The following is a 12,338-nucleotide window of genomic DNA, read 5'->3' as shown; positions in this document are numbered from 1 at the left end:
TACTCAATGTTAAAATTAAGCTAGGATTGGAGGCTGAGTTAAAACAGGAGGTCGACTGGTTTTAAGATGAAACTCGTAAATCGAATTCTTTAAAAAAATATGCGCTGAAGCGGTAAGGAGGATGTTCACTCTCGAGAGAACAAACTGGATATGTCCAAAATGAGCTTCCTTGTGATGCGCCCCCGAAGACGTATTGTGGTCCGCAAAGGGACAGGGATGGTCCGGCGTCGAATCAAAGCAGAGAGTTTCTTCAAAATGGCCATTGTCCGCAACGAAATGCGGGCTTAAGACGTCCTCCAGAAAGAAGAACGAAAAAACAACCAATAAAAGACTGCAAACGACTCGGATGTACATGATTTTAAATACTGCCACAATTTTAGTAACTATTCAACGATAAACCTGGCAGACCCCTCTGCGGCTCGCATCGAGCCGCTGGTCTTCTAAAAATTAGTATAAAATAGGTTTCGTCGCCAAGAAGTTCGAAGAGCAACCACCCCAAAGGCTCAATGATTTCCAGTACGCCGTGTACGGATATTGGTTGTCGCTCATTCCGTCAGAACCTTTAAAATCTAAAGTGAGCTCCACGAGAACGTTATTTTTCTTATCACGGAGCTGGAAGCTCCCGGGGGCGAGAATCTGGAAAGACACATTCTTGACCGTCGTGACCGTTGGAGTAGGATAAGCACTGCTATCGGTAATGGTCATCGAACTTTGAGTCATGCTGTAGTCGAAACTGACAAACGGCTCGGTGAATGTACATTTAATGATGTCGGCCTGAGCCGAAAACGAAAATAGCAAAACTAAGCCTAATATAGCTTTCATATTATTCTCCCCTTGTTGTTTCTAGCTGAATGCTAATCAACAGGGGAATTTATAACTGGGGAACTCCATTCTGTTGAACTCGAATTCTGTCGGATTGAAGTTTTTGAAGATTATCTAGATTTATTAAGGAGGAGCAGAGTAAAAAGTATTATGTCTGCGGGGAGGACCTCCCCGCAAGACAAAAAATGAAGCTTACGGCTGTCTGTTCTTCATATTTTCGAAAACACTAAACGCCGACGCGATCATGGACGAAGGCTCAGACACATTGGCCGGAACAATCATCATATTCGAATTGGTCGCCATATTTCCCAATTGTTTGACATACTCTTCCGCCACTTTTAGTGAAGCGGCCTCGGTGCCGCCCTTGCTCGCCAAAGCTTCGGCGACCACACGAATACCTTCCGCCGTGGCCTTAGCGACCGAGATGATGGCGTGAGCTTGACCTTCGGCTTCGTTGATCTTCTTTTGCTTTTCCGCTTCAGAGTGCTTAATGGTTTCTTGCTTCACACCCTCGGCGGTATTGATCTTTGAATCCCGCGATCCTTCCGACGTTAAAACACTGGCGCGTTTTTCTCGCTCGGCGCGCATTTGTTTTTCCATGGCATCTAAAATATCTCGTGGAGGAATGATCGCTTTAATTTCGTAGCGAAGAACCTTCACTCCCCAAGACTGAGTGGCGTGATCCAGAGCCGTAATGACGGCGTTATTGATCTTTTCACGCTCTTCGAAAGTTTTATCCAAATCCAACTTCCCGATCTCCGATCGCAAGGTGGTTTGCGCCAACTGGATGATGGCAAGCTCGTAGTTATTGACACCATAAGATGCACTTTTCGCATCCATCACACGATAGAAAATCACACCATCAATACTCACCTGCACGTTATCGCGGGTGATACAGATTTGCGGAGGAATATCTAAGACCATCTCCTTTAAAGAATGTTTGTAAGCGATACGATCAAACACCGGGATGATGATACTTAATCCGGCCTCCAACGAGCGATCATATTTTCCAAAGCGCTCCACAATAAACGCGCTCTGCTGAGGTACAATTTTTACCAACATTGATAAAAACACCACCACGATAATTAAAATTGCAATCGAAACGATTTCCATTTTTTCCTTCCTTTATAAATTTCTGAGTTAAAAAACGTAACTTAGTTCACTTTTCGAATTAATAATATATTCCCATCAATACCCACGATAGTGATGCGATCTCCCTGGCAAATCTCATCCATACCGATGTTATTCGCCTGCCACGTAGTCCCTTGGTAATTAATGCGTGCTTGCTGATAAGGAGGGATATTCTGATCAATTAAGATCTCTTTGCCCACATCCACACTGAGTTTAGTGCTCTTAAGCAACCTTGTCTTAATGGGATCTCTTAAAAGCCAAAAACCAAGGACGGACACCACGGCACAAACGAGATACGAAAGATTCGCAGACTCTGGGAGTAACAGCGTCGATAGGCTCGCGCAAAAAGCGCCCAGTGCAAAGAAGACTAAGACCACCGTCCCCGTCATCATTTCCGCAACGAGTAAAACTGTTCCAATGACCACCCATAAAATAGGTAAACTCATACACTCCTCACTTTTTCTTCGTGTTCGCAAAAGCCGACTCGAGCTCTTGCATCTTTTGTATTTTTATTTTGAGTAAAGCTTTAAGGGCCTCGCGGAGGAGTGGTTCGAAGTCCTCATCCTCCTGCACGTTACTGCCGACAATCTTTTCGTAGAGTTTGCGTGTCTCATCGCCCACGGTAAATGTGATTTTGTTATCGTTAAGGTAAGTGTCTATGAGGTCGCGCACGAGCCAACTGAGGTTAAGGCCCCGCTTGGTGATCTGCTCGTACTGATCTTCACCGATCATCAGACTGATTCTTTTGAGTTCTCGTTCCATATAACCTCGCAGGCATAATTATACATACTCATACATATGATGCAATACTAATTATTACAAAGTATGTAACTCTGCGAAATCGATGAACTTCCTTCCTAGAAGAAGTAGTTAAAGCCGCCGGCGATGCTAAAAGAGTGTAACCGCACCGGATCTAAATCATATCGAGCGTATCCGGTCTGCCCGCGGAGATCCCAGTGAGGATTTAAAGAGTACACCGTAGCTAAACCAAACTCCGAAACCGTTCCAGTGAGCTCAGTATTAAAATCGTTCGACTTCGTGATCCCATTCACTATGAGTTCGACAAACTCCGAGCGAGTTTTATATCGGCCGCGCTGATAGTAGATGGATAAACCCCAGTTGTCGGTCACTTGAAACAAAACCTCTAAGCCGGGAATACTGGTCGTGGTCTCAATGACAAAAAGGTTGAGATGCGAAGCCCGGTAGTACGGGCGAAGAGAGACGCTTTCACTGACGCGATACCAATAGTCAACACTCAGAGTACTCCACAAAAGGAGTGTCCACGCATTGATCCCCACCGAGTGTTTTTCGTCATTGTAGATGCGCCACTTTAACCCGAGAAGAGCCGAATAGGTCACATCATCATTGATCCCCGCTTCGTAGTCCAAAATGGGAATCGTATAGTTCACGGCCTCGGCTTTACCGGTGATGGAGTACTCTTTGGAGGACACCGCCTGTCGCTGGAATCCCACCTGAGCCGAAAACTTCATCAGATTTGCAGGAAGAGTGTAAGGCCGATCGATCCATCGCTGAGGATACTCTGGCATTTTCTGCCCCGGTGTCGAACATGCAGCAAGCCCTAAGAAAATAAAAGCTAAAATGAATTTCATAGTGTCTCCGATGTCTATAACGATAGCGGGTGTGACTGCCGAGATAAAGGATTTTCATCGAAACCAGAGCACCATGTCTTAGACACTCCTGAAAAAAATTCCTTGGGTGCGACGCCATCGCTAATCTAGCCAGGTTGAGCCAGGCATGGATAATGCTTGTTTCGATTCCAAAGGAAAAACATATGAAAACTTTAATGCTGTCTTTACTTATCTTAGGTTCCTCTGCTCACGCCGCCTCAGGCGTTGTTCGCCCCGTCGAAAACCTGAGCCATCGAATCATCCGACTCGGCTTAACTGCCTCTGGTCAAGACGACCACTCAACGAGTACCGAAATATCAGGAGACATGAATGCGACTTCAGCAGAGAGAGCTTGTCTCCAAAAACAAATCTCAGAAATCTCCAAGGTCGGCTACGTTAAAACAGACATCAAGAGAGGGAGCTACTGGGTAAAAGTTCATCTCTTCGTTGCTGCTAAAGCCCCGGAATCCAATGAAGGCCTTGCTTTTGTAGGAGTTCGAAACGGAAGAGTTGAACTTGTCGATGATCTTGAAGAAAACGCGAGCATCGTGGTTCCTTTCCTTTCCGCGGATGGAAAATGTTTAGTGATGGACACTGAAACCCTTCGGCGGCGATACTACGAAACTTTTTATCCTGAACAAAGCGTTCTGCCCCCAGACATCAACCTGTGAAGTCACAACGTATTTAATTCGGAACGGTTTTAACTTTATTTAATGCAGTCGCGACGGAAGAATTTGTCCTGAGGCCAGTTCTTCCGCGGACGCTTTACGAACACCTAAAACTTTAAGATCAAAAGAAACGGTAAATCCCGCCAGAGGATGATTGCCATCAATTAAAACTTTATCTCCATCGATCTCTTTCACCACCACCGCGGTGACTTTTCCGTCGGCCCCTTGAGTCTGGAACTTCATCCCCACCGCAATGTCTTTGGGAAGTTTACTGCGCTCGTACCACAGCTCGAGCTCCGGCTTGTAGTCCCCGAAGGCTTCCGATGGAGGGAGCTTCAAAGTCATTTCTAGAGGAGCAGATCCCCCAAGAAGATGGGACTCCACCGCCGGCAACAAAGCATTGTAACCAAAAATAAACTCAATGGGATTCTCTTCGGGCTTTTCATCGAGAACAACCTCGCCCTGATCAGGATCGACCACGGAGAGCGTGTAAGCTAATTTGACAACAGTGTCTTTTGCGATCTTCATTTCCTTAAACCTACCATAACTTCAACGGACCATGCGATTTTTTTCTTTTGGGTTTCTCGTAAAAGTTTTAAATACTCTTTGCGCGGAATATAACCTCCGCCGAATTGCTCGAGCACTTCCGTCACCATCTGAATATCAAACCACTCATGGCCCATTCGTTTTAAAACTTCGACGGTATAAATGAGACACGCCTTCGAGGCTCCGCTCACATGATAAAACATGCTCTCTCCACTAAATGCCCCGTTGACATAAACTCCATAGAGGCCGCCGACGAGCTTTCCGTCTTGCCAGCACTCTATGCTATGCGCATGTCCTTGCTGATGGAGTGCTTTGTACCCTTGAACCATGGCGGGAGTGATCCAAGTGCCGCCGTCGTCACTGCGTCTTTTCGCCATGCACCCGTCGATCACATCGTTAAAGCAGTGATCCACCGTCATTTGAAAATTCATTTTCTTAAGAGCCTTCACCGTCGATTTTGGTATTCTAAAATTTTTAAAGGTGAGAATTCCGCGCTCCAGCGGCGAAAACCACAACAGCGGATACTCCTTGTGGGGCCAAGGAAAAATTCCATTGCTGTAAGCGTTCACCAAATTTTCGGGAGTGGGATCGCCCCCAATAAAGACGATACCGTTTTCGTCAGAATGCAATGGATTAGGAAATTGAATCATAGCAATCCCGCCCCTGGTGGCGAAAGCAAATCATCCTTAGCGAAGTATTTTAATATGTCGGACTTCATATCCTCGGCGCGGGTCAATTGAACCATCTGTAATAGCTTTCTCTGTTGGCCCTTAAGGCGTTTGTCATGATACTCCACGTCCATCCATTCTCCCTGCGGAGGCTCGATCACTGTCCAATCTTCCATAGCCCCATCGTTGGGGCGACCCCCCAGAATATTTCCATTTCTCTCCAGGAGATTCAGTGCGGTTTCTAGACGGTAATCGCGCGAATGATAAAAATGCAGCTGCTGGCGCATAAAATCTAAGCCCTCAGCTTTGACGCGTTCGGGATTGTTCGCCAGCAAATGATAAACGCTTCGAACAAATTCGGGCTCGGGATTGGCCCACTTTAAAAAATCCATTTGGATGGTCACGTCATCCTCGTCGTACAACAAAATTCCCTGGGCGGGTTGCCCATCGCGTCCCGCTCGCCCCACCTCTTGATAAAATGCTTCGATGGACCCGGGGATTTCTCCGTGGATCACCGCGCGCACATCCGGCTTATTAATTCCTAAACCAAACGCTGGGGTCGCCAGCATAATCCCCTGTGCGTCGGAGAGAAATTCCTGCTGGTGCCGCTTTCGCACAGGGGGCGGCAACTGCCCATGATAAACCCGGTGAGGAATGTTAAGCTTTCGCAGCTCCCGTGAAAAATTTTCGAGACTGGTGATTAAGGAAAAATAAACGATTTTGGACCCGGGATATTGATGATGGAGACCGATAAAGGCGCGAATCTTGGATTCGATCCCGTGCAGATCCAAACAAGAGATCGATAAGTTCGGACGATCGATATCGTCATTCACCACCACCGTCTCCGCCGGAAGGCGCAACTGCTGTAAAATATCTTTCTGCACACTTTGAGTGGCCGTGGCCGTTACGGCGAGAGTCACGGGATTTCCCAGCTGCTCGCGGTAGTCCCCCAACCGTGTAAAATCGGGTCTAAAATCATGCCCCCACTCCGAAATACAATGGGCTTCGTCGACCACAAATAAGGAAACTTTAAGACCGGCCAAGACGTCCAGAAAATCTTTTTTTCGAAAACGCTCCGGCGTCACATAAAGGAGTGTGATGTCCCCCGAGGCCACTTTCTGAAGGACCCGATCGCGCTCATCCCCTTTTTGGGAGGAATTGATAAAGGCCGCCTTTAAGCCATGATCTCGCGCCTGATCGACCTGATCCTTCATTAACGCAATGAGTGGTGAAATCACCAAGGTCAGCCCCGGCAAAATCACGGAGGGCAATTGAAAGCACAAACTCTTCCCCTGCCCCGTGGGCATAACCGCCAAAACCGACTGGTTTTTAAGCACAGATTCGATCACTTGGGCTTGGCTCCCGCGAAACTCATCATAGCCAAACTGGGAATTTAGAATTGCTTTAATATTCATAGACTTAGGGTTTAAAATTTTTTTGGTGTTATTGCACTTCTAAGATTCGCATGCTACTACCTTTAATTCAATTTGTTAAAACCTAAAAATGGTCGCTTTTTCGCCCTGTTAAAAGGTTAGAAAATACCTGGCAAAAGCGATATTTGACTTAGACGACGAGGACCAGATGGCTAGTAAAAAATGGAACTTAGAAGCTGTTCGTAACATTGGGATTTCGGCTCACATCGATTCCGGTAAAACCACTCTCACAGAGCGTATTCTCTTCTACACAGGAAAGATTCACGCCATCCATGATGTTCGCGGTAAAGACGGCGTCGGCGCAAAGATGGATTCCATGGAGCTCGAAAGAGAGCGCGGAATTACCATTCAATCTGCAGCGACCAACGTCTTCTGGCATAACACTCAGATCAACATCATCGATACTCCCGGGCACGTGGATTTCACGATCGAAGTGGAGCGCTCTCTTCGCGTTCTCGACGGTGCGATTCTCGTTCTTTGCGGCGTGGCTGGAGTTCAATCTCAATCCATCACTGTGGATCGCCAAATGCGTCGTTACAACGTTCCTCGTGTGGCCTTCGTCAACAAACTGGATCGCTCTGGAGCTAACCCGTTCCGCGTGACTCAACAATTGCGCGAAAAACTCGGTCACAACTCCGTAATGGTGCAAATCCCCATCGGCATCGAAGACACTCTTGAAGGCGTTGTCGATCTCGTCAAAATGAAAGCCTACACTTTCCACGGTGATAACGGTGAAGACATTCGCGAGGCCGACATTCCTGCGGACATGCAAGATCAGGCGAACGAGTATCGCGAAAAGCTGGTCGACGCCGCAACGATGTTTGACGACGAATTGGCCGAAAAATACCTGGAAGGTGCGGAAATTCCAGAGGCCATGCTTAAGCGAGCGATCCGTAAAGGTTGCTTGACGATGCAAATGACTCCCGTTTTCTGCGGCTCCGCTTACAAAAACCGTGGCGTTCAAAAACTTCTTGATGGAGTTGAGGACTATTTACCAAATCCGACAGAAGTCAAAAACACAGGTCTAGACCTCGATAAAGACGAAGCTCCTGTGGATGTGGTTTCTGATCCTTCGAAGCCATTGGTCGCTTATGCCTTTAAACTGGATGATGGCCGATATGGTCAGCTCACTTACATGCGTATTTACCAGGGAACGATGAGAAAAGGTGAATTCATCGTCAACACCACAGACCAAAAGAAAGTGAAAGTTCCGCGCATCGTTAAAATGCACTCTAACGAGATGGAAGATATTGAACAGGCTTACGGTGGCGATATCGTAGCTCTCTTTGGTGTGGATTGCGCCACGGGCGACACATTTACTGATGGTAGCGTGAACTACGCGATGACTTCAATGCACGTTCCAAACGCGGTGATTTCTTTGGCGATTTCTCCAAAAGATAAAGCCGGCGCGAACAACTTCTCTAAAGCTTTACAAAAATTCCGTAAGGAAGATCCTACATTCCGCGTTCACCGAGACGAAGAGTCTGGCGAAACTATCATTTCCGGAATGGGCGAACTTCACTTGGAAGTTTACGTGGAGCGTATGAAGCGGGAATTTCAATGTGAAGTTGTGACTGGTAAACCACAGGTGGCGTATCGTGAGACGATCGGTCGCGAAGCGGCTTATGATTACACTCACAAGAAGCAAACTGGGGGCTCGGGACAATTCGCGAAAGTGGTCGGAAAAATTCGTCCATTCACTCCGGAAGGCGACGAAACGTATCGCTTCAACAACAACGTTGTTGGGGGACGTATTCCTAAAGAATTTATTCCTGCCTGTGATAAAGGGTTCTCCGAGCAATTGGCAAAAGGTCCATTGATCGGTTTCCCTATCGTTAACGTGGAAGTGGATTTGGATGACGGAGCTTACCATGATGTGGATTCATCAGAGATGGCCTTCCGTATTTGCGCCATGGCCGCTATGAGACAAGCTTACGAAAAAGCAGCTCCAACAGCTCTTGAGCCGATCATGAAGGTGGAAGTTTCTGCTCCGGAAGAGTTCCAAGGAAGCGTGATGGGTCAAGTGAACCAACGCCGTGGTATGATTCAAGGGACAAGCACTCAAGACGCATTTGTGGTTATCACCGCTGAAGTGCCGCTCTCTGAGATGTTCGGATATTCGACCGATCTTCGCTCGGCCACTCAAGGTAAAGGGGAATTCACTATGGAATTCGCAAAGTACGCTCCAGTACCTCGCGCAATCCAAGATGAACTCGCTAAAAAGTACCAAGAGCAAAGAGCTGCAGATCTTAAAAATAGATAATTTCGGCCATCTGACCGATCGTGATCCTGAGCGAAAGCGAAGGATCTGCGCAGACCAAAAAAGCCATTGAGAGTCTCAATGGCTTTTTTTATAGGGTGGTCTTTCCCATAATTTTCACCCTCCCAGCTTAATGTTTACTCCCAAGGATGAACTTCCTAAACTCTCTTCATCAAGGAGTTTCCATGAAAATTTTCGCCGTTTTATTTCTAATGAGCTTTGCTTCTCAGGCCTATGCGATCTCTGACGAAACTCTAGTTCAAAGGTGCCTCGAAGTGGGCCGGCAAAAAGTAGCTGCTCAAGCTGAAGCCTGGGGCTGCGTGGCCGATGTTAAAAATGTTGAAGTGCAAAAAATCGATAACCGCTGGTACAACCCCGTGAAATACGTTTGGTACCAAGTTCGTGGTGAATGTAACGGCTACTCCGAAGTCATCCAGCTGGTGCAGTACTACAAAGGCAAATGCTTCTAAAAGGATCGGCATACCTTTTAGAAATCTAATAGTTTCAGTAACTTAATGCGCTACGGTTCGTTTGTAACCCCGAGGGTTCCGCGCTATCCTATTTTCTGATTTATGAGTGATTCCTTCAGGACGACCGCCATTTTATCGATCCTTCCATTATCCCAGGAAAAAAGACCATGATTTTATTTATCATCACTGTGTTTGGCACTGTGTTCGGCTCTTTTTTATTCTCGATCCTTGAAGCTGTGATTCTCAGTGTGAGTCCCACTTTTATCGAAGTGGAAGCCCAAAACGGAAAGCCTTACGCGCGGAAGCTTCAGGCCTTGATCAAGGATATTGACCGCCCGCTGGCGGCGATCCTCACCATGAACACAATCACAAATACCTTGGGATCTTTTGCCATCGGGATTTTAGCGATGAATCTTTGGGGGGATATTTACGTCGGAATTATCTCGGTTGCGCTCGCAATGGTCATTCTTATCTTTTGCGAAATTTTTCCGAAGACCATCGGAGCCACTCATTGGCGAGGACTGGCCCCTTTTGCAGGTTACATCATCCCCTTCCTCGCGATTGTCGCCTATCCCATCGTTAAATTCTCCGAGATTATCTCCCTCATCGTTGGAGTGGGACAAAAACATAAATTCACTCGCGAAAAAATGATTGTCTCGGCGGAGATCGGCGCCTCGCACGGCACGATTAAGAAAAAAGAATCCGCAATTATCAAAAATCTGTTGATGCTCGATAATATGTTTGCCCATGACATCATGACTCCTCGATCCGTCATGATGACTTTACAGTGGGACAAACTGATCAGCGATGCTTATCGCGAAAACCCCACTCTTCGCTATTCACGCATACCGGTTTACAGTAAAGATCTCGATACGATCGAGGGGTTTATTCACCGCTATAAAATCCTCGAGGCTGTTTCTCGCGATAAAGATAATGTCCCCATCAAAGACTTAATTTTACCGATCCACTCTGTACCTGAGACCATCACGGTTTCGGCAGTCTTAGATCAACTCATTCATCGCAATGAGCATATTTTTGTGGTTGTGAACGATTATGGATCCACAGTGGGCCTCGTCACTTTGGAAGACGCCATCGAAACTCTTTTGGGAGTGGAAATCGTTGACGAATTTGATACTGTTGTAGATCTTCGCCAATATGCTTTAGAACAATGGAAAAAGCGTAAACGCGAAAGAGTCTATTTGAATGTATAAATACTGGCCCTACGATGAGACCCAATTTTTTCTAGAAGACACCGCAACGGGAGCCTTTCGCATCGAAACACCGTGGCTCATCACTCGCATCCAAGTTGCCGCCGCCTCTCCCGAATATAATGCCCTTCTGCAAATGGTTCAAAACCGCGAGAACATCGAAGTGCAAGATATGCTTTTAGTTTCTAAAATTTTGGCGGAACTTTCCAAGTACCCCATTGCCTATCAACTCCCCCGCCGAGACGAAAACTTTGGCCAAGATATTCATCAAGCGCATTCCCGCACCTATCACGATAACCCTTCCGAGCTCGGACGCTCGATGGGAATTGTGAATCCCGGGGATGTTCCAAAAGACTGGCTTTGGGATCACGAGGCGGCTCTGACGTTTGCTGCCTGCGGCCGCGCGAGTGAGGAAAAGTATGACCCTCTCTGCCTGCTGAGTATCGCCCGACGGTTTCACTATATTGATACGGTCGAGAACAAGATGGATATTCTCTACCGTAAAATCGAAAATTTAGAGGATCCGAAAGATCGCAAAGCCGCGCTTGCGATTGTTGTCCGACAAAATCACTATGTCGCCGAAAAGTGTCATCAGGCACTGGAAACCGCACTGATGACGGCTCAGTCTCAGGCCGCCAAAATTCAAAAATTTATGGCGGAAGGAAAAAGTCAGGATAAGATTCTTGCCGCCGGTCTCGAAGCCCTGGGCTTAAAGTCCGAACAAGTTCCCGTCACGCCCTCGATCAAAATGCTCATGCATGTTTTTGAACAATCGGCGCGGATTCACTTCTTGGGTTTTTGCCTGAGTCTCGACTTTTTCGAAAAGCCAGAATTTAAAGAAACCGATTCACTGGCAAAAGCTCTGACAAGAATCAACGCCGATAAAGCGTCGCAGATCCTCGAAGCCCATAAGAACATCAACGCTCACGGGGAACACGAGGGCCTCTCGTCGCGACTGCTTGAAGCCATGGCGCCTGTAAGTAAAGAGTATGCTCTTCAAGCGCTACGAATGGCAGAGCTTGTGTCCCATTACATCGCACAAACTCCCACCGACTTAAATCAAATGATTTTTAACGATTAGAGCGGATCGCAGTGAAAGCCTTGCATCTTCGTCAACTCGATCACGTCACACACGTCCGATGCTTTTTTATAGCTGAGGCTGACGATAAATCTCGCCTGGCATCGGAAATCAATGATGCCGCTAAAATTTTCTTCTCCGACGTAAAAGCCTTCTCCCGTCTTTTGGAAGGATCTTAATTCTGCAGGTTGGGTGTAGTCGAGATCAAGGACGGTGGCTAATGCCTTGGCTTTTTGAACACAAGACTGAGGCAGGGAGTCCTCTTGAGAATGACCGAATAAGCTGACGAATAAAACTAAAAATAACATCGAAATCTCCTTTTTTAAGACCGACCCCGTACTTAGACGAAGTCCCCGCCGATGTCCTTTTTAATCCTCCACCGACGTCAAATTGAAAAACCAACTCGACTCAATTCCCAAAAGATAT

At 46.9% G+C, this 12,338-nt stretch carries 15 protein-coding genes; 5 read left to right on the top strand and 10 right to left on the bottom strand.

Translation table 11 applies throughout. The annotated features are described in order from the left end of the window. Positions 1-15: 15 nt before the first annotated feature. From K2Q26_08780 to K2Q26_08755, 6 genes are all read right to left on the bottom strand, one after another. A complete protein-coding gene (locus tag K2Q26_08780) occupies positions 16-372 on the bottom strand; it encodes a hypothetical protein (GenBank protein ID MBY0315600.1) in 357 nt (118 codons plus the stop codon). Between the two features lie 75 nt (positions 373-447). Continuing rightward, positions 448-822: a hypothetical protein gene (locus K2Q26_08775; GenBank protein MBY0315599.1), complete on the bottom strand. Its 375-nt coding sequence runs from the start codon at positions 820-822 to the stop codon at positions 448-450. 192 nt (positions 823-1,014) lie between these two features. Further along, positions 1,015-1,935, bottom strand: coding sequence for a paraslipin (locus K2Q26_08770; protein ID MBY0315598.1), 921 nt, complete (start codon positions 1,933-1,935; stop codon positions 1,015-1,017). Between the two features lie 41 nt (positions 1,936-1,976). Then, positions 1,977-2,399, bottom strand: coding sequence for an NfeD family protein (locus K2Q26_08765; GenBank protein MBY0315597.1), 423 nt, complete (start codon positions 2,397-2,399; stop codon positions 1,977-1,979). A gap of 7 nt (positions 2,400-2,406) precedes the next feature. Continuing rightward, entirely contained in the window at positions 2,407-2,715 is a 309-nt protein-coding gene (locus tag K2Q26_08760; GenBank protein MBY0315596.1) for a hypothetical protein, read from the bottom strand. A gap of 95 nt (positions 2,716-2,810) precedes the next feature. Next, complete coding sequence (locus K2Q26_08755) at positions 2,811-3,563, bottom strand: hypothetical protein (protein ID MBY0315595.1); 753 nt, start codon at positions 3,561-3,563, stop codon at positions 2,811-2,813. Between the two features lie 182 nt (positions 3,564-3,745). On the opposite strand from K2Q26_08755, the gene K2Q26_08750 reads away from it, so the two are divergent. Continuing rightward, a complete protein-coding gene (locus K2Q26_08750; protein ID MBY0315594.1) occupies positions 3,746-4,252 on the top strand; it encodes a hypothetical protein in 507 nt (168 codons plus the stop codon). A 39-nt stretch (positions 4,253-4,291) separates the two neighbouring features. Here the strand turns inward: K2Q26_08750 and K2Q26_08745 are convergent, their stop codons facing one another. Genes K2Q26_08745 through K2Q26_08735 form a run of 3 tightly spaced genes read right to left on the bottom strand, consistent with a single transcriptional unit; the run spans position 4,292 to position 6,878 of the window. Then, positions 4,292-4,777, bottom strand: coding sequence for a peptidylprolyl isomerase (locus K2Q26_08745; protein MBY0315593.1), 486 nt, complete (start codon positions 4,775-4,777; stop codon positions 4,292-4,294). Next, a complete protein-coding gene (gene aat, locus K2Q26_08740) occupies positions 4,774-5,445 on the bottom strand; it encodes a leucyl/phenylalanyl-tRNA--protein transferase (protein MBY0315592.1) in 672 nt (223 codons plus the stop codon). The genes K2Q26_08745 and aat overlap by 4 nt, the downstream gene beginning before the upstream one ends. Next, positions 5,442-6,878, bottom strand: a complete 1,437-nt coding sequence (locus K2Q26_08735) for a RecQ family ATP-dependent DNA helicase (protein ID MBY0315591.1) — start codon at positions 6,876-6,878, stop codon at positions 5,442-5,444. Before K2Q26_08735 ends, aat begins: the two co-directional genes overlap by 4 nt. 166 nt (positions 6,879-7,044) lie before the next feature. Here K2Q26_08735 and fusA point away from each other — a divergent pair, with 166 nt between their 5' ends. From fusA to K2Q26_08715, 4 genes are all read left to right on the top strand, one after another. After that, positions 7,045-9,159, top strand: a complete 2,115-nt coding sequence (fusA, locus tag K2Q26_08730) for an elongation factor G (GenBank protein MBY0315590.1) — start codon at positions 7,045-7,047, stop codon at positions 9,157-9,159. 182 nt (positions 9,160-9,341) lie between these two features. Further along, entirely contained in the window at positions 9,342-9,626 is a 285-nt protein-coding gene (locus tag K2Q26_08725; GenBank protein ID MBY0315589.1) for a hypothetical protein, read from the top strand. 167 nt (positions 9,627-9,793) lie between these two features. Further along, positions 9,794-10,837 carry a CNNM domain-containing protein gene (locus tag K2Q26_08720; protein ID MBY0315588.1) on the top strand — a complete coding sequence of 348 codons (1,044 nt, stop codon included), beginning with the start codon at positions 9,794-9,796 and terminating at the stop codon, positions 10,835-10,837. After that, positions 10,830-11,915, top strand: a complete 1,086-nt coding sequence (locus K2Q26_08715) for a hypothetical protein (GenBank protein ID MBY0315587.1) — start codon at positions 10,830-10,832, stop codon at positions 11,913-11,915. Before K2Q26_08720 ends, K2Q26_08715 begins: the two co-directional genes overlap by 8 nt. On the opposite strand, the gene K2Q26_08710 is transcribed toward K2Q26_08715, so the two are convergent. Beyond that, on the bottom strand, positions 11,912-12,220 hold the full coding sequence (locus K2Q26_08710; GenBank protein MBY0315586.1) for a hypothetical protein: 309 nt from the start codon (positions 12,218-12,220) through the stop codon (positions 11,912-11,914). The genes K2Q26_08715 and K2Q26_08710 overlap by 4 nt on opposite strands. Positions 12,221-12,338 lie beyond the last annotated feature (118 nt).

The organism is Bdellovibrionales bacterium, from assembly GCA_019750295.1.
Classification (GTDB): domain Bacteria; phylum Bdellovibrionota; class Bdellovibrionia; order Bdellovibrionales; family JAGQZY01; genus JAIEOS01.
Note: the sequence above shows the minus strand (reverse complement) of the source record. Positions and strands in the feature narration are given on the sequence as shown.